The 19825-nt window shown below is 45.7% G+C and carries 19 protein-coding genes and 1 pseudogene; 13 read left to right on the top strand and 7 right to left on the bottom strand.

Annotated elements, in window-relative coordinates; translation table 11 throughout:
* Positions 1 to 4: 4 nt before the first annotated feature.
* From accA to QTO00_RS01555, 5 genes are all read left to right on the top strand, one after another.
* Positions 5 to 964 (top strand): acetyl-CoA carboxylase carboxyl transferase subunit alpha, encoded by a 960-nt coding sequence (accA, locus tag QTO00_RS01575; RefSeq protein WP_331422553.1) that lies wholly within the window; start codon positions 5 to 7, stop codon positions 962 to 964.
* Positions 965 to 1059: 95 nt separating this feature from the next.
* On the top strand, positions 1060 to 2379 hold the full coding sequence (gene tilS / locus QTO00_RS01570) for a tRNA lysidine(34) synthetase TilS (RefSeq protein WP_443088887.1): 1320 nt from the start codon (positions 1060 to 1062) through the stop codon (positions 2377 to 2379).
* Between the two features lie 50 nt (positions 2380 to 2429).
* Positions 2430 to 2744, top strand: a complete 315-nt coding sequence (locus tag QTO00_RS01565; protein ID WP_038203437.1) for a c-type cytochrome — start codon at positions 2430 to 2432, stop codon at positions 2742 to 2744.
* 101 nt (positions 2745 to 2845) lie between these two features.
* Positions 2846 to 3184: a nitrogen regulatory protein P-II gene (glnB, locus tag QTO00_RS01560; RefSeq protein WP_331422550.1), complete on the top strand. Its 339-nt coding sequence runs from the start codon at positions 2846 to 2848 to the stop codon at positions 3182 to 3184.
* 61 nt (positions 3185 to 3245) lie between these two features.
* Entirely contained in the window at positions 3246 to 4094 is an 849-nt protein-coding gene (locus QTO00_RS01555) for an endonuclease/exonuclease/phosphatase family protein (RefSeq protein ID WP_331422548.1), read from the top strand.
* Here QTO00_RS01555 and QTO00_RS01550 read toward each other — a convergent pair.
* The 3 genes from QTO00_RS01550 to gloB form a co-directional block, all read right to left on the bottom strand.
* Positions 4091 to 4777, bottom strand: coding sequence for a YIP1 family protein (locus QTO00_RS01550; protein ID WP_331422545.1), 687 nt, complete (start codon positions 4775 to 4777; stop codon positions 4091 to 4093). The genes QTO00_RS01555 and QTO00_RS01550 overlap by 4 nt on opposite strands.
* Positions 4774 to 6336, bottom strand: a complete 1563-nt coding sequence (locus QTO00_RS01545; RefSeq protein WP_331422543.1) for a LysM peptidoglycan-binding domain-containing protein — start codon at positions 6334 to 6336, stop codon at positions 4774 to 4776. The genes QTO00_RS01550 and QTO00_RS01545 overlap by 4 nt, the downstream gene beginning before the upstream one ends.
* Positions 6337 to 6406: 70 nt before the next feature.
* The gene (gene gloB / locus QTO00_RS01540) at positions 6407 to 7165 is read right to left on the bottom strand and encodes a hydroxyacylglutathione hydrolase (RefSeq protein WP_331422542.1); all 759 of its coding nucleotides are present in this window, start codon (positions 7163 to 7165) and stop codon (positions 6407 to 6409) included.
* Positions 7166 to 7216: 51 nt separating this feature from the next.
* On the opposite strand from gloB, the gene QTO00_RS01535 reads away from it, so the two are divergent.
* Entirely contained in the window at positions 7217 to 7954 is a 738-nt protein-coding gene (locus QTO00_RS01535; RefSeq protein WP_331422540.1) for a class I SAM-dependent methyltransferase, read from the top strand.
* Position 7955: 1 nt separating this feature from the next.
* Here the strand turns inward: QTO00_RS01535 and rnhA are convergent, their stop codons facing one another.
* A complete protein-coding gene (gene rnhA, locus QTO00_RS01530) occupies positions 7956 to 8420 on the bottom strand; it encodes a ribonuclease HI (RefSeq protein WP_331422539.1) in 465 nt (154 codons plus the stop codon).
* 56 nt (positions 8421 to 8476) lie between these two features.
* On the opposite strand from rnhA, the gene dnaQ reads away from it, so the two are divergent.
* Positions 8477 to 9214: a DNA polymerase III subunit epsilon gene (gene dnaQ / locus QTO00_RS01525; protein ID WP_331422538.1), complete on the top strand. Its 738-nt coding sequence runs from the start codon at positions 8477 to 8479 to the stop codon at positions 9212 to 9214.
* A gap of 8 nt (positions 9215 to 9222) precedes the next feature.
* Entirely contained in the window at positions 9223 to 10473 is a 1251-nt protein-coding gene (locus QTO00_RS01520) for a TIGR03503 family protein (RefSeq protein WP_331422537.1), read from the top strand.
* Positions 10474 to 10551: 78 nt separating this feature from the next.
* Here the strand turns inward: QTO00_RS01520 and fadE are convergent, their stop codons facing one another.
* Positions 10552 to 13005: an acyl-CoA dehydrogenase FadE gene (gene fadE, locus QTO00_RS01515; protein ID WP_331422535.1), complete on the bottom strand. Its 2454-nt coding sequence runs from the start codon at positions 13003 to 13005 to the stop codon at positions 10552 to 10554.
* Between the two features lie 308 nt (positions 13006 to 13313).
* Between fadE and lpcA the strand changes: the two genes are divergently transcribed.
* Positions 13314 to 13895 (top strand): D-sedoheptulose 7-phosphate isomerase, encoded by a 582-nt coding sequence (gene lpcA, locus QTO00_RS01510; protein ID WP_038203406.1) that lies wholly within the window; start codon positions 13314 to 13316, stop codon positions 13893 to 13895.
* Positions 13896 to 13996: 101 nt separating this feature from the next.
* Positions 13997 to 14842 carry a class II glutamine amidotransferase gene (locus QTO00_RS01505; RefSeq protein WP_331422533.1) on the top strand — a complete coding sequence of 282 codons (846 nt, stop codon included), beginning with the start codon at positions 13997 to 13999 and terminating at the stop codon, positions 14840 to 14842.
* 73 nt (positions 14843 to 14915) lie between these two features.
* Here QTO00_RS01505 and QTO00_RS01500 read toward each other — a convergent pair whose 3' ends face one another.
* Positions 14916 to 16631, bottom strand: a complete 1716-nt coding sequence (locus tag QTO00_RS01500; protein WP_331422532.1) for a proline--tRNA ligase — start codon at positions 16629 to 16631, stop codon at positions 14916 to 14918.
* Positions 16632 to 16805: 174 nt separating this feature from the next.
* Positions 16806 to 17501, bottom strand: coding sequence for a tRNA (N6-threonylcarbamoyladenosine(37)-N6)-methyltransferase TrmO (gene tsaA / locus QTO00_RS01495; RefSeq protein WP_331422531.1), 696 nt, complete (start codon positions 17499 to 17501; stop codon positions 16806 to 16808).
* 117 nt (positions 17502 to 17618) lie between these two features.
* Between tsaA and QTO00_RS01490 the strand changes: the two are divergent.
* The 3 genes and pseudogenes from QTO00_RS01490 to QTO00_RS01480 all read left to right on the top strand — a co-directional run bounded on the left by QTO00_RS01490 (position 17619) and on the right by QTO00_RS01480 (position 19825).
* Positions 17619 to 17880, top strand: a pseudogene (locus QTO00_RS01490) (type B 50S ribosomal protein L31).
* Positions 17881 to 18006: a type B 50S ribosomal protein L36 gene (gene ykgO, locus QTO00_RS01485; RefSeq protein WP_331422530.1), complete on the top strand. Its 126-nt coding sequence runs from the start codon at positions 17881 to 17883 to the stop codon at positions 18004 to 18006.
* Between the two features lie 232 nt (positions 18007 to 18238).
* Positions 18239 to 19825, top strand: a complete 1587-nt coding sequence (locus tag QTO00_RS01480) for an AbgT family transporter (RefSeq protein WP_331422528.1) — start codon at positions 18239 to 18241, stop codon at positions 19823 to 19825.

Below are 19825 nucleotides of genomic sequence, written 5' to 3'. Positions count from 1 at the left end.
ATAGATGAGCCTGAATTTTTTAGAATTTGAAAAGCCAATCGCAGAGCTAGAAGCAAAAATTGAAGCACTTCGTGATGTATCTCGTCATGGTGGTGAATCTGGTGTTGATCTTGAGAAAGAGATAGAACAGCTAGAGAAGAAAAGCTTAGAACTTAAAAAGAAAACGTTCAGCGACCTTGGTGCTTGGGAAACTGCCCAGTTAGCTCGTCATCCTCAACGTCCTTACACCCTTGATTACATTGAACATGTCTTTACTGAATTTGACGAAATGGCGGGTGACCGTCACTACGCAGATGATAAAGCGATTGTTGGTGGTATGGCGCGTTTAGATGGTCGTCCTGTAATGATCATCGGTCACCAAAAAGGTCGTGAGACGAAAGAGAAAGTAAAACGTAACTTCGGTATGCCTAAGCCTGAAGGTTACCGTAAAGCGCTACGTCTAATGCAAACCGCAGAGCGTTTTAACATGCCAATTATCACCTTCATTGACACAGCGGGCGCTTACCCAGGTGTGGGTGCAGAGGAGCGTGGTCAGTCTGAAGCGATCGCAACTAACCTAAAAGTGATGGCAGGCCTTAAAGTGCCTGTTATTTGTAATGTTGTTGGTGAGGGCGGTTCAGGCGGTGCACTGGCTATTGGTGTCGGTGACTACGTCAACATGCTGCAATACTCAACTTACTCGGTAATTTCACCAGAGGGGTGTGCATCTATCCTTTGGCGTGATTCTGATAAAGCGCCACAGGCTGCTGAAGCAATGGGCCTGATCGCTCCTCGCCTTAAAGAGCTAGAGCTGATTGATGAGATCATTGATGAGCCACTAGGTGGGGCGCACCGTGACCACAAACAGATGGCGCAAAATATGAAAGCGACCCTAGTTCGTCAGCTTGAAGAGCTTGAAGCGTTTGATAATGACACACTACTAGAGCGTCGTTACCAGCGTTTGATGAGCTACGGTTACTGCTAATCGACACTATTGTTAGAAAAAGGCTGAACTTAGTTCAGCCTTTTTTATTGCCAGTGATAAACTATTAGCCAGCAGACCCTTATGACCATTGGATTATGAATCTGGAAACTGTCTTTAACCAAACTGTACAGCAATATTATCAAGCCAATACTCGTATTGTGCTTGCGCTGAGTGGTGGACTCGACTCTCGGGTCATGCTTGAGTTGATGGCAGCGTATTGCCAAGCACAGAGCGTAGAGTGCATGGCTGTCCATGTTCACCACGGATTGAGTCCCAATGCCGACCGCTGGGCGCAGATGTGTCAGGCGTGGTGTCAGCAGCTTGATGTAGAGTTTGCCTTAGAGAAGGTGATTGTCGAGGTTGAAGGTAAGAGTATTGAAGAGAGTGCGCGCGAGGCGAGATACGCAGCTTTAGCAAAGCATCTTCAACCTAACGATCTCTTACTTACAGGTCAGCATGCTGACGATCAGCTAGAGACTTTTTTCCTTGCGTTAAAGCGTGGTAGTGGCCCGAAGGGGTTGTCCTCAATGGCCCAAGTAATGACATTCGCTGAGTCTTGCCTTGTTCGTCCGCTGTTGACGGTATCTCGTCAGCAGATCGAAGAGTATGCTCGAGAAAAGCAATTAGAGTGGATTGAGGATGAAAGTAATCAAGACCAAAGATTTGAGCGAAACTTTGTTCGTCATTCTATTACGCCATGCTTGGCTGAGCGATGGCCACATATTCGCCAGTCGATTCAGCGAACAGCAGAACTCTGCGGTGAACAGGAGAAGCTGCTAGATGAGCTACTAGTGGACAAGTATCAGCTCTGCATACATCGCGATGGCAGTTTAATCATTGATGCTCTTGAATCAATAAGCCCTGCCATACGTAATAGAATTATTCGCATGTGGTTTGAAAATCTCAACTGTCGTATGCCAAGTCGAGTGCAACTGGCTCGGATATGGCAAGATGTCGCTCTGGCGCAGCAAGATGCGAACCCGAAGTATCAGTTTGATCAAGGTCAGGTGCGCCGTTTTGAACAACGACTCTACTTGGTTAAACAGTGGCAATCACTAGAAGCTTGGTCTCAAGTTGTTGAGCTTGAAAAGCCATGTGTATTGCCTGATGAACTCGGTGAGATGGTAGTTGTGCCAGATAGCCGAGGTAATCTTTCTCAGCAAGCTTTAGCGCAAGGGCGTTTGTCGATTACTTTTAATCCCGAAGGATTGAAGGCTCATCCGGTAGAGCGTGGTCACAGTCGCAAATTGAAAAAACTCTTCCAAGAGTATGGTGTTCCGAGCTGGTTAAGACGTAGAACACCTATACTGTTGTGCGGTGATAAGGTTGTTGCCGTGGGAGATTTGTTCATTGATCGCCATTTTATCGGCCAGGATTGTGAACTGATCTGGGACAAGGTAAAACGGTTTATGTAAAATCGTATACATAAAAACGTACAATTATCATGGAATTATAAGGAAGAGCAATGAAAAAGGTCGCAATCGGATTGGTACTTGGAATGGGTTTATTCGCGGGCAATGCTATGGCTGCTGGTGATGTTGCAGCAGGGCAAGCAAAAGCAGCGATCTGTGCCGCTTGTCATGGCGCGGATGGTATCGCGGTTATCCCAGGTTACCCAAACTTAAAAGGTCAGAATGAGCAGTACCTAGTTACATCAATTAACGCTTATAAGAACAAAGAGCGTAATGGTGGTTTGGCTGCAGTGATGCAAGCGCAAGCAGCGATGCTGAGTGACGCTGATATTGCCAATCTAGCGGCTTACTACTCGAGCCTAAAATAATTATTTGAGATAAAGAGAATCCCGAGACGCTATGCTCGGGCTTTTTATTACCTAGCGAACATGGGATAATGCTAGTAACAATAATAGTTTAAGGGATGAACATGAAAAAGATTGAAGCGATCATCAAGCCGTTTAAGTTAGACGATGTACGTGAAGCGTTGGCTGAAGTGGGTATTACAGGTATGACGGTTTCTGAAGTGAAAGGCTTTGGACGTCAAAAAGGCCATACTGAATTGTATCGCGGCGCCGAGTATATGGTGGATTTCTTGCCTAAAGTTAAGCTTGAAATCGTTGTGACTGATGATGTTGCTGATCAATGTGTTGATACCATTATTGAAACAGCACAGACGGGTAAAATTGGCGACGGAAAAATCTTTATAACCGAAGTCGAACGCGTGGTACGAATTCGTACTGGCGAAGAAGATGAAGACGCAATCTAAATCTGAAAAAAGAGCCAACAGGCTCTTTTTGTTTTAGGGTCAACAGACCCTAGGCAACACAATGAAAAAATCCGCTTACCTACTGCTTACTATTCTCATCCTATCAACGCTAGCTTTTGTTAGTTTTCAAACTATTTTTAGCTTCTCTAGTCAGCCTAAACTGGCATCGATTAATGATAATCAAGTTGAACTCTCGTTACGCTGTTATCGAAATGATCATGCGTCTAGCCTCGACATTGAAGGCGAGTTAAACATTCTGGTGTGGAATATCTACAAGCAGAATCGCAGTAATTGGCGTGAGCAACTTGAACGCTTCTCCCATGCTAAACAGCTGGTACTGCTACAAGAGGCGAGTATGACTGACGAGCTGGTGGACTGGATTGGCTCTCAAGGTTTTTTCGGCAGTCAAGTCGACGCATTCAAGGCATTCGATACATCGGCAGGTGTTTTGAACCTTTCTAGGAGTACGCCTAGTAAAGCATGCGCCTATACTGAGTTAGAGCCTTGGTTAGGGCTACCTAAATCAGCGCTGTATGCCACGTATCCACTGTCTAACGGTGAATCAGTAGCGGTGGTGAACATTCATGCGGTTAACTTTACCTATGGCACGGTCGAGTATCATAGACAGTTGGCGATATTGACCAATGAGCTAATCAAACATAAAGGGCCGATAATTGTTGCAGGCGACTTTAATAGTTGGAGTGAAGAGCGATTTGAGGTGATGTCGAAAGAACTGGCTAAGCTTGGTTTGCAGGAAGTGGAATATCTACCCGATGGTCGGACTCAGTTTATAACCGGTTTGCCTCTTGACCACGTTTTTTATCGCGATTTAGTGCTGAAAAAAGCAGAGGCGACAATTTCTGACGCCTCTGACCATAATCCTATTCTGGTCAACTTTGCTCTACATTAGAAGATTAAGATGTAAAGTGCCCAGATTAGGTAGTAAGCTAGCCAAGGAAGCGCTGAGATAACCAGAGCTTGACCTCGTTCAAACTCAGTCCAAGTCCCTACAGCGGCATAGCCAAGCGCAATATACCAAGGCAGTAACAGTGGGAATGAGCTAGCAAACTGCGACCACTCATTGGTTAGCGGTAGTTTTAATAAACCATTTAGGCTATTCAGATCGGCCGCGTAGACCATCACCTGACCATGTTTCAGCAGTGCGCTGACATAACTAGCGAGATCACCAATAATCGCAGGGAAGGTGATGACAGCAGCGGCGGCAAACCACTTCCAGAAGCCATGTTGATGCTGACTCGGCTTTGTCGCTAAGTTAAACCAGAAAGCGAGCATTAGAATGGTTAGCGTTCGGCCTGCAATATCACTAATGATCTCACTTGCCATTAGAGTGTTCGCATCAAGCAGCTCTAATTGCTTAGGGTTCGTTTCTGCTAATTGTACGGCAAGTGCCTGTCTTAACCACTCAAAATCGACCATGTCGAAGTACGCACCCCAAAATAGAAAAGGAGACAGAACTAAGAAGATATATGGTTGCCAACCCCAAGCTCCACGTTGATAGAGCGCTAAGAAACAGGCGCTAGGCGAACGGAAAATATCGACTAGCATAATTAACGGGTTACTTGACGGGGTCATACACTTACCTTAGTTACATCTACATACAGCTTAAGCTTTTGACCAGGCTTAAGGTATTTTTGTTTGTTGAGATCATTCCACTTAACGATGTCGTTCGATTTCACTTTGAACTTGCTAGCGATACCACTGATGGTGTCGCCAGTGCGCACGTTGTAGAAAACTGTGCGAATGATGCCACCGTCAGAACTGTTCTTCCAAATCACCAGTTTTTGACCAACGCGTAGTGTGTCTCTTGGGCCCATGCCGTTCCACTTAGCCAAAGATTGGTGAGAAACTTTGTTCGCACGGGCAATTGACCACAAGCTGTCGCCAGAGCGGACAGTATGCGTGAGCTTATATTGACCACGGGACTTGGCTTGGGTCTTGGCTAGGCGATTTGAAGCGCTAAGTGCATAAGCTTTGTCATCTTTAATGGAGGTCGGGATCATCAGGTGCTGGCCTACACGGATGTTATTGTTGCTCATGTTATTAGCAGTGCGAATTACTTTAGCCGTTGTGTTGTACTTTCTCGCTAGCACACTCAAGCTATCACCCGATTTCACCTTGTAGCGAACCACCTTCATGCCTTTGCCGCGATTTTCACTAACCGCTTGGTTGAACTGTTCAACATTGCCGATAGGAAGCAGTAACTGGTGAGGACCATCTGGAGCAGTAGCCCATTGGTTGTAGGCTGGGTTTAGGCTCTGTAGCTGTTTAACACTGATACCTGCGTAATTGGCTGCAATAGCGAGATCAAGTTGCTCTTGCGGGTCGACTAACTCAACCACTGGTTTGTTGGCAATGGCAGGGATTTCAATGCCGTACTTCTCTTGGTTAGCGACCACGTCTGCGAGTGCAAGTAGCTTAGGTACATAACCACTGGTCTCTTTAGGAAGATCGAGTGAGAAGAAATCTGTCGGTTTGCCGAGCTTAGTGTTTTTGCGAATCGCGCTCGATACACGTCCACCACCACTGTTATAGGCAGCGATAGCGTGAGTCCATGAACCGTCAAAGCGTTTATTGAGAGCGGTCAGGTAATCTAGAGCTGCGTCGGTTGCTGCGTCGACATCACGGCGGCCGTCATACCAGAAGTTCTGTTTCAGACCTTGTTGTTTTCCTGTACCAGGAACAAACTGCCATAGACCGGCAGCGCTACCATGAGAGTAGGCAAATGCATCAAACGAGCTTTCAACAACAGGCAGTAGTGCGAGCTCCAAAGGCAACTCACGTTGTTCAATTTTCTCTGTGATTAGGTATAGAAAAGGTTCAGCACGCTTTGAGACTGTTTTTAAGTGATTTGGATGCTTGAGATACCAGGTACGGTAGTAGTTAACTAGCTTATGGTCAGGTACAGGCATCTCTAGCTGCATAGCGATACGCTTCCAGACATCCTGTTGTGTCTGAGGTGTCACCACTGGCTCGGGGTTAACGATTGGTTTTGCTGGTTGAGCACTTGGCTCACTCTGTTCAATAGATGGATTATTTGTTTCTGAAGAGACGGCATCTTCAGACTCAGTCGGCTGGGTAAGCTGACAACCTGATAATAATAGTGCTAATACCCAGCTGTGTTTTACTCGCATTTCACAGCCCTTTTTTAACTTGGCTGCTGATAATACTTGCCACTATGAGTGGGTGACAAGCAGCAAAACGTTAAAATTCGTTCTTCCACTCACGTAATGCGCCAAAAATGGCGAGCGCGTCGCTTTCAGCGGTGCGACTTGCAACTGAACGAATGATGGTTTGTTGGTCTAGGCGTAGGAACGGGTTAATCCATTTTTCACGACGAATTGTTGTAGGGATGGTGGGTTTGTTCTGAGCACGAAGCCGATTTACTTCATCACGGTATTGGTGCAGTTGTTTATTGTCTGGTTCTACTGCGAGGGCAAAAGCGACATTGCTTGCTGTGTATTCATGGGCACAGTAGACCTCCGTCTCTTCTGGTAGCGCTGCAAGTTTGCTCAACGAGTTGTACATCTGCTCCATGGTACCTTCGAATACACGTCCACAGCCTGCGGAGAATAGCACATCGCCACAGAAGAGCTTGCCATCACCGACATAACCAATGTGGCCTCGGGTATGCCCTTCTAAACCTAAGACAAAGAAGACTTCACCAAACAGTTCAATTTGCTCACCAGCTTCAACGGCATGAGTCAATGTTGGTACTGGTTCGTTGACTGGACCGACAACATCAATCTCAGGGAATTGGCGCACCAGCTCAGGCACTCCACCAATATGGTCATTGTGATGGTGGGTAATTAGGATCGCTTCTAAACTCAAATCGTGTGCTTTTAGGTAAGCCAGAACAGGCGCAGCGTCACCTGGATCGACAACAGCGCAACGGCGATCGCTATTTTCAATCAGCCAGATGTAATTATCATTAAATGCAGGTATGCTTTTGATATTCAACATGGTTGTGTCTCCAGTTTATCAGTCAACGGACGCAAGTGAAGCAGGTTAACAATGAAGCCAGCACGTAGCACGAAAAAGATTAACAAGCCTCATTCATGGTCTCAGCTTAAAAATGGCCAGTGGGTTATTGAATCAATTCAAACTCGCGTTGACGAATGGTGCCCAAAGCTTTTCGGTTACCATCTGCTTAAGTTAGGTGGCCTGAGCTGCGAATTAACCAGCTTCAACTGTAATATTCAACATCAAGTTCACTTAGATATCCAGAACCCTTTGCACAATGTCATCGCAGACGGTTACGATTTACCCTTTTTAGAGAAGAGTTTCGATGCGGTGTTAATGGCGCATCAGCTTGATTACTGTAACGACCCTCACCGTATGTTAAGGGAAGTTGATCGCGTGATGATGGATGATGGCTATCTAATTATTACCGGTTTTAATCCCATTAGCTTCACTGGGCTTGCGAGTTTGATGCCGTGGAGACGAAATAACCTGCCGTGGAGTGGCAGAATGTTTACTTCTAATCGGATTAAAGACTGGTTAGGGTTACTTAATTATCAGGTCATCGAATGTGACCGCTATGCACTGTTTCCAATGCAGAGGTATCGCCCTATGTGGACTTGGCTAGAAAACAGTATCGGTGATTGGGCATCACCGATGGGCAGTTTGTACTTTATTGTTGCTCGTAAACGCACCTATCCGCTAAAACCGATTAAGCCGCACTGGAAGCTAAAACGAAAATTGACGCCATTGGGCGTCAATTACAAGGTGTCAAATAAGCACAGCCATTAGCTTAGTTGGGAATGTAACCGCTGTCTTCTTCGGTTGGATTTTCCGCCGCAGCGCGAGCTAGTTCATCACACATTTCATTTTCTCTATGACCTGCGTGACCTTTGACCCAACGCCAATCGATACTGTGACGTTCTGTTTCTTTATCAAGGGCTTGCCATAGATCAGCATTTTTAACAGGTTTTTTATCCGCCGTTTTCCAACCACGCTTCTTCCAGTTATGGATCCACTGAGTAATGCCCTGACGAACATATTGACTATCAGTAGTAAGAATAACGTCACACGGCTCTTTGAGTGCTTGAAGGGCAACAATAGTTGCCAGCATTTCCATACGGTTGTTGGTCGTTAAGGTGTAGCCTTTGGCTAAGGTCTTCTCGGTTTGCTTATAGCGTAGAACAACGCCATAGCCTCCGGGGCCTGGATTACCTAAGCAGGAACCATCAGTGAAAATTTCCACCTGTTTCGTCATGATTTGATACTATTGGGTTAAGCACATTATTGGCATAGTCTGACACACATATTGTTATGAATACCAGCAACAATTCTAATCACCACCGCATCGTGGTACTCGATACCGAAACCACAGGTATGAACCGTGAGGGCGGTCCTCATTACCAAGGGCATCGAATTATTGAGATCGGTGCCGTTGAAATTATCGATCGTAAACTGACAGGTCGACATTTTCATGTTTACATAAAGCCTGACCGAGAGATTCAACCTGATGCGCTAGAGGTTCATGGCATCACTGATGAATTTTTGGTTAATAAGCCAGAGTATCAAGATGTCCATGAAGAGTTTTTGGCGTTTATAAAAGACGCTGAGTTAGTGGCACATAATGCGTCGTTTGATACCGGCTTTATGGATCACGAGTTTAGTATGCTCGACTCGAGTATTGGTAAAACCGACGACTACTGTAAGGTTACCGATACGCTGGCCATGGCGAAGAAGATCTTCCCGGGCAAACGAAACAACCTAGATGCGCTTTGTGACCGATACGGTATTGATAACTCACACCGTACTCTCCACGGCGCTTTGCTCGATGCGGAAATTCTGGCCGATGTTTATCTGTTAATGACAGGTGGGCAGACTTCATTGCAGTTCAATGCAGGTAGTGCTAACGAAGAGGGCGGAGAAGCGATAAAACGAGCAGCGAGTGGACGAAAATCATTAAAGGTTTTGCGCGCAACTGCCGATGAATTAGAAGCCCACCAAAGTAGATTAGATATCGTAGAGAAAGGCGGAAGCTGCCTCTGGCGTCAATAGGAGAAAGAATGTTGAGGATTTGGATTGCTATTATAGGTATTCTGTTTAGCGCAGTAAGCTTCGGCGCTGATAAATCCTCAATGTCACTACTCGACAACCGATTCCGTGTTGACCCTTCCATCAAGCAGGTCACCTTTGTGATCTATCGTACTAAGAGCTCACAGCCTGTGGTGTTAGTTCGCCCCGATGGCAAAAAGTACTATGCGTGGCGCAGCCCTGATAATGTTCGTTGGTATCAAGAATCTTCGATGGATATTATCTCTATCGATAACCCTATGCCAGGGCCATGGCAAGCGATTGGTAAGGTGACACCAAAGAACAAAATTAAACTTATCTCCCATTTAAAGTTATCGACGGATAGGTTGCCTAATCGCCTGTTCCAAGGTGAAACTATCAAGTTCAACGCCCGACTTACCTCAGACGATCAGCCTTTGGTGCTGCGTGATTTTCTTGATCGAGTAAAACTTAAAGTAACTTTCACTAAGTTTATTGAAAATGAAGACGAGCTAATAAAAGAGGCTAGGCCAGTTGCAGAGGTGATCGGTGAGTTCGCTGACGATGGCCAGGGGTTAGATGAAGTTGCCGGTGACGGTATCTTTACCGTGGCGCTACCGATTTCCAGTGCACCGGGCAAGTATCGAGTTAGGGTAACGTCTGGTAATGGTGTCTTCCTTCGTGCGCAAGAACAAGAAGTGCTTGTCTATCCATCGCCTCTAGAAACGACGTTCATTCAATCGCGTGATGCCAACAGTCCAAATCGTATTGTGATTTCTGGAGAGCGAGGCATGATCTTACCTGGCTCGATTGCCGGACATATTGACCATATCTCACCAGGTGAACAACAGCTCTCGGTTCAAGGTTCTGCTGAGGCGGAAAGCAACAAGCTTGAATTAAAAATTCCATACAGCGAAGAGATCGGGCTTTATTCTTGGACAGGGGAGGCGTTTGCCACCGAAATGGGTTCTGAGCGCCCGCTTGTGTTCCCGATGACTGAACAAACTTACAGTGTGGTTGCTGAAGTCGATATGGAGGAAACACGTCGCTTACAGGAAGAAGAGCGCCTCCAGCAGCAGAAGCGTATGGAGGAGCTTCAAGTTATCCAAATGCGTGAAGAAAAGCGCACTCGCACTATGATTATTATTGGCGTTGGTAATGTGTTGGTGGTGATTCTTGGTTTGGTTGCTTGGTTTATTAGACGTAAATTGAAAGCGAGTAAGCAGGCGATTCCTGAGATGCAGTTAGAGATGCCGAAGAAGTAGAGTCATTGTTTGTGAGGTTTGCGTAAAATCCAGATACTAAAAAGGGCTGCTCGCACAGCCCTTTTCCATTTTCTCGCGTTAGGCGACTTCATCCATTGGTGATGGGGTATCTACTTTAGGCTTTGCAGCCAATGTCTCCGGACTAAAGTCATCGACATTAATTACGTATAGGCGCTGAGTTTCCGCCTCACGCAATAAATTCGCTTCTTGCGCATCAATAATACCTTTCTCGATTCCGATCTCTGCCACTTCATCCAGTCGCAAGAACGGACGACGTTTGCCTGTTTCTTTGCAAATACGGTCAAAAATGGGTTCTGCTGCAAGAATGACTTCAAGCGCATGTTCAATACGACCTACTGGATTGAATTCGCTTGGCTCTAGGTATTGGTATTGACCCAGACGTGAGCGAGTTTCACTCGGTGTTTGAAGTATCTTAGCCACTTGGCTGTCTAGCTTGTCATTTGGCGCTTTACGAACTCGACCAAATGGCATGAGTAGTAGACGCAGAGCTTTACCCATCCACTTGTTAGGGAAGTTTGCTAAGAACTCATCAATAGCGAGTTCAGTTTGCTTCAAGCTATCTTGCAGTCCCCAATGTAATAGAGGCAAATCTGCTTCAATACGACCTTCGCTTTCATAGCGCTTAAGGGTTGCTGAACTTAAGTAGAGCTGACTTAGAATATCGCCTAAACGAGCGGAAAGACGCTCTTTGCGTTTCAGTGAACCTCCCAATACAGCCATTGAAACATCAGATAAAAAGGCAATGTTTGCGCTGTAACGGTTGAGCTGTTGATAGTAACGGGTTGTTGAGTCTTTTACTGGCGCTGATGAGAAGTAACCATCAGTTAAACCTAACCAGAAACTACGAACTAAGTTACTCATTGCAAAACTGACATGGCCTGCAAGCGCTGCGTCAAACTTCTCCAGTGCATCGGATTTATCGGAATACGCTGCATTCATCTCTTCTAATACATATGGATGACAACGAATTGCTCCTTGACCGTAAACGATCATTGAACGAGTTAGAATGTTTGCACCCTCAACCGTAATCGCAATTGGTGCACCTTGATAGCCGCGACCAAGGAAGTTAGAAGGACCTAAACAGATACCTTTGCCGCCGACGATGTCCATAGCATCGATGACACTACGCTGCATTCTGTGAGTACAGTGGTATTTAACAATCGCTGAGATCACAGAGGGCTTCTCACCTAGGTCGATACCGGCAACGGTAAGCGTACTGGCAGCGTCCATCACATAAGCATTTCCTCCTAAGCGTGCGAGTGGCTCTTCAATACCTTCCATACGACCAATCGGTTGTTTAAATTGACGACGAATGCGTGCGTACGCACCAGTGGCCAATGCGGCAGTTTTGATACCACCTGTTGAGTTCGACGGTAGTGTAATGCCACGACCCACAGATAGACATTCAACTAGCATACGCCAACCTTGACCTGCCATCTTTGGCCCACCAATGATGAAATCAAGTGGAACAAACAGGTCTTCAGCACGAGTTGGACCATTCTGAAATGGCACATTGAGAGGGAAGTGGCGGTTGCCAATTTCAACCCCTTTTAGGTGAGTCGGAATCAGTGCACATGTAATGCCGAGATCTTTAGTGTCGCCAAGTAGGCCATCTGGATCGCGCAGTTTAAATGCTAGACCCAGCACCGTTGCAACAGGCGCGAGTGTAATATAGCGTTTGTTCCAAGTGATACGCATACCTAGCACATCTTTGCCTTCCCATTTTCCTTTACAGACAACACCATAGTCAGGAATAGAGCCAGCATCCGATCCCGCCTCAGGACTAGTCAGTGCGAAACATGGGATCTCCTTGCCCTCTGCTAGTCTAGGTAGGTAGTAGTCTTTCTGCTCCGTAGTACCGTAATGCTGAAGCAGTTCACCTGGGCCCAAAGAGTTAGGTACACCAACGGTTGAAGAAAGTACGCTTGAAACACCTGTAAGCTTTTGCAGTACCAGTGACTGTGCGTATGCAGAAAACTCAAGTCCGCCATACTTCTTCTTGATGATCATGGCGAAGAACTTGTTGTCTTTTAAATATTGCCAGACTTCAGGTGGAAGGTCGGCCAGTTCATGAGTGACTTGATAGTCATTGACCATAGCACAGACTTCACTTACTGGACCGTCTAGGAAAGCTTTCTCCTCGGTACTGAGTTGTGGCGTTTGAATATTGTGCAGTGTGTTCCAGTTTGGTTTGCCTTTAAACAGCTCCGCTTCCCACCAAACGGTGCCTGCATCGAGGGCTTCTTTTTCCGTTTGAGACATGGCAGGTAGCACTTGCTTAAACAGCGACAATGCTTTTTTGCTGATTAATGATTGCCTGACCGATGGTACGGCTAAGACGGCGATAGCTGCGATATATAGCAGCCAACTGATTGAGCCTGCTGTACCGAAAACAGAGAGTGCAATCATGGTTAAGGTGAGAGCACTCACTGAAATCATCAGTGAAGTGCGTTTATAAAGGCAGGTAGCGAGCACTACGGTAAAGCCTAATATTGAGAGCAAGATGTCCATACTTTCGTTCCTTGTTTCGGCTGGGTGTAATCGTTTTTATGCCGATGAGATGTAAGAGGTCTAACCAGTTAATTGTAATCAAACTATTAACGAAATGTAAAATGGCAATTTGCTCAAAAAGTGATCTAAGTAGAGTGGAAAGTCTAATTTTGCCGAGCTGTGCGGATTTTGTGAGCTAAGAGTAGGACGAAAGTGGGATTTGTTAAGGGGGGACTATCGACAGTGGGATTTGTTTGAGTAAACTCTGTAGATAACATTTTCTGTATATCGTGCAGAATTATTTATTACCAAGAACTCGAGAATAACCTATGTATCATGACTTAATTAAAAGCGAGTTAACTGAAGCTGCTGACGTATTGAACAAATTTTTGAGTGATGATGAAAACATTGCTCAGATCGAAGCGGCAGCAAAAATGCTGGCTGATTCATTTAAGCAAGGCGGCAAAGTCCTTTCTTGTGGCAATGGTGGCTCTCACTGTGACTCGATGCACTTTGCTGAAGAACTTACAGGCCGTTACCGTGAAAACCGTCCAGGTCTACCGGGCATTGCGATTTCTGACCCAAGCCACTTGTCGTGTGTGAGCAATGACTTTGGCTATGACCACGTATTCTCTCGTTATGTAGAGGCGGTTGGTGCTAAGGGCGATGTGTTGTTTGGCTTATCGACTTCGGGTAACTCTGGCAACATCTTAAAAGCGATTGATGCAGCGAAAGCGAAAGGAATGAAAACCATAGCACTAACAGGTAAGGATGGCGGTAAGATGGCAGGCCTAGCTGATATCGAGATCCGCGTGCCTCACTTCGGCTACGCAGACCGCATTCAAGAAGTGCATATCAAGATCATCCACATCGTGATTCAGCTGATCGAAAAAGAGATGGAAAACGCTTAACTCTTTTAGCACTAAATCTATACAATAAGCGTTAGCGATAGTTGCTAGCGCTTTTGTGTTTATAATTCCTGCACGCAAGGATAAAGGGAGTTTGCGAAACCATGTGTGAATTGCTCGGAATGAGCGCCAATGTGCCAACTGATATCTGTTTTAGTTTTACTGGCTTAATACAGCGCGGCGGTAATACCGGTCCGCACCGTGATGGCTGGGGAATTACCTTTTACGAAGGGAAAGGGTTTCGCAATTTTAAAGATCCAAACCCTAGCTGCAAATCTAAGATTGCTGAGCTAGTCCAGAACTACCCAATTAAAAGCTGTGCGGTGATTAGCCATATCCGTCAGGCTAACCGTGGTGCCGTCAACCTCGAGAACACTCATCCATTTACTCGGGAGCTTTGGGGGCGTTATTGGACCTTTGCTCATAATGGCCAACTGAGTGATTACCAAGATCTGCAAACCGGTCGCCATCGCCCTGTTGGACAAACTGACAGTGAGCTCTCTTTCTGCTGGCTATTAAAGCAAATGGAAGATCGATACCCGGAGCCGCCACAAGATATGGTCGGCATTTTTCGCTTTGTCGCTGAGTGCTGTGATAGATTGCGTGAGAAAGGTGTGTTTAACATGCTGCTCTCTGATGGTGAGTACGTAATGACTTACTGTACTAACCATCTTTATTGGATTACGCGTCGGGCGCCTTTTGGCAAGGCAGCACTGATCGATGAAGATGTAGAGATCAACTTTCAAGAAGAGACGACACCGAATGATATTGTGTCAGTCATTGCTACTCAGCCATTGACCGGTAATGAAACTTGGCATCGAATGAAGCCGGGTGAGTGTGGTATTTTCCATTTTGGAGAGCTGATTGATGGTAACGCTGATGAGTTGACCGGCGTTGCCTATGCACCGAAAAAGGTGAAAAGCCAAGCACCGACAGAGCCGTTGGAATAGCGGTTCACTCTTATCAGTTGTAAAAAAGGCCGATGTTTCCATCGGCCTTTTGTATTTCTAAGCGTCAATCAGCTTACGCAAGCTGAGCTTTAACGTGCTCAACGATATCTGCCATTGCTACCGCTGTTTTCTCACCAGAACGACGGTTCTTATACTCGAAGTTACCTTCTTTCATGCTGCGATCACCGATCACGATAGTATGAGGAATACCGATAAGTTCCATATCAGAGAACATCACACCTGGGCGCTCTTTACGGTCATCAAACAGCACTTCGATGCCCATTGCTGTCAGTTCAGCGTATAGCTTCTCAGCCGCTTCTTTCACTTCTTCAGACTTGTGCATGTTCATTGGCACGATAGCCACTTGGAAAGGTGCCAGTGCGTCTGGCCAGATAATGCCGTACTTATCGTGGTTCTGTTCGATTGCAGAAGCAACGACGCGAGAAACACCGATACCGTAACAACCCATCTCTAGGATAACGTTCTTACCGTCTGGACCAAGAACGCCACAGTTCATCGCTTCAGAGTAAACATTACCCAGTTGGAAAATATGACCCACTTCGATACCGCGTTTTAGAGCGATAGTACCTTTACCACAAGGGCTTGGATCGCCTTCTACTACGTTACGTAGATCTTCAATCTGACCGAGTTCAACGTCACGACCCCAGTTAATGCCGAAGTAGTGTTTGTCATCAACGTTAGCACCTGAGCCAAAGTCGCTCATCACGGCAACAGTACGGTCAACGATGAATGGCAGTTTAAGGCCAACAGGGCCAAGTGAGCCAGGGCCTGCACCGATTAGAGCACGAATCTCTTCTTCTGTTGCCATCTCTAGTGGAGCGGCTACTTGAGGAAGGTTTTCTGCTTTCACTTCGTTCAGTTCGTGGTCGCCACGGATGATGAGTGCGATTAGATCAGCTTCAACTTCATCAGAGGCTTTAACGAATAGCGTTTTAACCGTCTTCTCGATTGGCAGTTCAAACTGTTCAACAAGCTCAGCAATGGTTTTTGCGTCTGGCGTATCGACTAACGTCATCTCTTGAGTTGGAGCATCAGCTTTGTCAGCGAGTGCTAGCGCTTCAGCTTTTTCGATGTTCGCCGCATAGTCAGACTCAGTAGAGAATGCAATTAGGTCTTCGCCGCTTTCAGCAAGAACGTGGAACTCTTGAGAGCCACTACCACCGATTGCACCAGAGTCAGCTAATACTGGACGGTATTCAAGGCCCATGCGGTCGAAGGCTTTACAGTACGCATCGTGCATTGCATCGTAAGATTTTTGCAGACCTTCTTTGTCGATGTCAAAGCTGTACGCGTCCATCATGCTGAACTCGCGTGCACGCATTACGCCAAAACGGGGGCGACGCTCATCGCGGAATTTCGTTTGGATTTGGTACAGGTTTAGCGGTAACTGCTTGTAAGAGCTCACTTCATTACGCACTAGGCTAGTGATCACTTCTTCAGCGGTTGGGCTAAGAACAAACGGACGAGTGTGACGGTCAGTAAATCGAAGTAGCTCAGGACCCATTTTCTCGCTGCGGCCTGTTTCTTCCCAAAGTTCAAACGGCTGAACAACGGGCATCAATGTTTCGACTGCACCTGCATTGTCGATCTCTTGACGAACGATGTTTTCGACTTTACGCAGTACACGTAGACCAGTAGGTAGCCAGGTGTAGAGACCTGAAGCCAGCTTACGGATCATACCTGCACGTAGCATGAGCTGGTGGCTCACTACTTCTGCGTCGTTTGGAGTCTCCTTCAGAGTAGAAAGAAGATAATTACTGGTACGCATTTAACTTATCCGTTTATTAAAGTTAGTTACTCAAGCCGGAATGGACAGGAGTATAGAGATCCCACGTGGGGAAAATTGTTAGCCGCCTATAATAGCAGCCATTTCACCGACTCAAAAGCTTTCAGGCGATGAGATTGAGCGAGTTAGGGCAAATAGGCTGCGAATTTTTAGTTTCTATACCCTTACAACCTCAACTACGGTAATAAAGCTGTCGTTGGCTTTAAACCTTACGTCGAGATCAAACAGTCTTACAGAGTATATTTTGTTGTCAGGTTTGCCCTTTCTGTAAGCAGGTCTTGGGTCTTGAGCCAGTACCTCACAGATCACCTTATAGACTTGGGTTCGGTTGGGGTGGTTGTTGAGTATCTCTCTACATGCCGAATCGAAATTAACTGCTAAAGTCTCAGGCCGCTCTTCTGCATATCCGCCATCGGCGTGGGTAATAGAGTCGGTGTAGGGGATATAGGGTTTGATATCGACAATCGGTGTGCCATCGACCAAATCGACGCCACCAAGATCGAGATAAACTTGGTTGCCACTTTGGCTTACTCCTTGAAGCTCAACCGCAGACATGCCAATCCCATTTGGGCGGAATGTTGAACGAGAAGCGAAAACACCAATTCGCTCATTACCTCCTAACCTAGGCGGCCTAACGGTTGGTTTCCAACCAGTAGATAGATTCTGATCGAACATAAACAGCAACCAAATATGGTCAAATTGTTCAATGCCTCTGACTGACTCTAGACAGTTGGCTTTGCCCAACAGCTTAACCCGGGATGTTGCTGATGGAACTAAGCTTGGTTGTCTAGGGACTGCAAACTTTTCTTTGTAAGGGCTTTCAATGACGCCTATTGGCTCTACTGAATACATGGGCTATTTCTCAAGATTGTGATTGGGCAAAAGTAGCACAAAAAAAGCTAGCAAAAGTTACTGATAATTATTATCATTTGTAACGTTATAACATTATTGATAGTTGTTGAGGTAATAATGCAACCTAATTATTCACCCAGAATACAGAACAGTCGTTTTTCATGATACAAGCATCGATGAGTATTTTCTTATTGGCTCAACCTTGCAAACTGATCGCACTATTGAATGGAAAGATGGCAAAACTTACCCGTATTTTACGGTAGAGGTTTCTTCAAAGTCTCACCCTTTCTATACGGGTAAGCAGCGCGTTATTCATCAGGAAGGCCGCGTCGCCAACTTTAAGCGTCGCTTTGGTCAATTTTCAAAAGGAGATAAGTAAATGAAAGTGGTTAAATCGCTGAAGAGTGCTAAACGTCGTCACCCAGATTGCCAAATCGTAAAAAGAAGAGGGCGGCTCTACGTGATCTGTAAAACCAACCCAAGGTTTAAAGCTGTGCAGAAATAGCGTTTAAAAAATAAACAGAATGCATGTATTTTTATGAATTATAATGCTAATTAATGTTTTTGTAGTGGTGTTAATTACTGCTTTTTTGTTTGTTTGGCGTTAAATATTTCGGTTGAATACATACTTTGTAACATTTTAGATTTTGTGGCATATGCCTTGTCTAGTAACCTGCGCGAGCTTTGTTGACATATCTGTCACAAAAAGCGCAGGAATAACTACAAGGAGGGAACAGATGAGTTCATCTGCTTCGATTAAACAAAACTCGCCAAAGAAACCTTTATTTACTCGCTTTCTCGATGGCGTCGAATATTTGGGGAACCTATTACCCCACCCAATCACTCTATTTGCAATTTTCTGTGTTGCAATCCTAATTACCTCAGGTATCGCAGGCTACTTTGAAGTGTCAGTTATGGACCCTCGCCCTGAAGGTGCGAAAGGTCGTGCTGCTGATGGTATGATCCATGTGGTCAGTCTGCTTAATGCTGAAGGCTTACAGCTTATTGTTACCAATCTAGTTAAGAACTTCGTTGGTTTTGCTCCACTAGGAACGGTACTTGTCGCTATGCTTGGCGTTGCCATTGCAGAGCACTCTGGTCTTCTATCTGCAGCGATGCGTGGTATGGTAATGGGCGCATCTAAGCGCATGGTTACGGTAACCGTTGTATTTGCAGGTATTATTTCAAACACAGCGTCTGAGCTAGGTTATGTGGTACTTATCCCACTAGCTGCGATGCTGTTCCACTCTTTAGGTCGTCACCCCCTTGCAGGTCTTGCAGCGGCTTTTGCTGGTGTTTCTGGTGGCTATTCTGCTAACTTACTAATTGGTACGGTTGATCCTCTGCTTTCTGGTATTACAGAAACGGCAGCGCAAATGATTGATCCAAGCTACACGGTTGGACCAGAAGTTAACTGGTACTTCATGTTTGTGTCGACTTTCTTCATTGCGATTACAGGTGCGTTTGTTACCGAGAAAATCGTTGAGCCTAAACTAGGTAAGTACAATGATGAGGAAGCATCTGAAGATCTATCTCATGACTCTATGGGTAAGCTGACAGATGTAGAGAAGAAAGGTCTTAAACTTGCTGGCCTTGCTGTTGTTGTAGTTTCAGCACTTCTAGCGTGGACGATTGTTCCTGAAGACGGTGTTCTGCGTTCTGCGTCAGGTACCATTGCAGGGTCACCATTCCTGAAGAGTATTGTCGCGTTTATTTTCGTATTCTTCGCAATCCCAGGTTTTGTTTACGGTAAAATTACTGGTTCAATGAAAACTGACCGTGATGTCATTGATGCAATGGCGAAGTCTATGTCTTCTATGGGCATGTACATCGTATTGGTTTTCTTTGCTGCTCAGTTTGTTGCTTTCTTTAAGTGGACTAACTTTGGACAGGTGTTCGCAGTAGCAGGTGCAAGCTTCCTGCAGGAAATTGGTCTAACTGGGCCAATGCTATTCTTCGCATTCATCCTGATGTGTGGCTTCATTAACCTAATGATCGGTTCGGCTTCTGCTCAGTGGGCGGTAACAGCGCCAATCTTTGTTCCGATGCTAATGCTAGTGGGCTATGCTCCTGAGACAATTCAAGCGGCTTACCGTATCGGTGACTCAACCACTAACATCATTACACCAATGATGAGCTATTTCGGTCTAATTTTGGCTGTAGCAACCCGTTACATGAAGAATCTAGGTATCGGCACGCTTATTGCGACTATGCTACCTTATTCAATCGTGTTCATCGTCGGCTGGAGTTTACTGTTTTACGTTTGGGTATTCTTGCTAGGTCTGCCTGTAGGTCCAGGTGCAGCGACTTACTATACGCCATAG

Origin of the sequence: Vibrio sp. M260118, from assembly GCF_036533755.1 — a bacterium.
Lineage (GTDB): Bacteria > Pseudomonadota > Gammaproteobacteria > Enterobacterales > Vibrionaceae > Vibrio.
The sequence above is the reverse complement of the archived record's forward strand: the minus strand, read 5'-3'. Positions and strand labels throughout refer to the sequence as shown.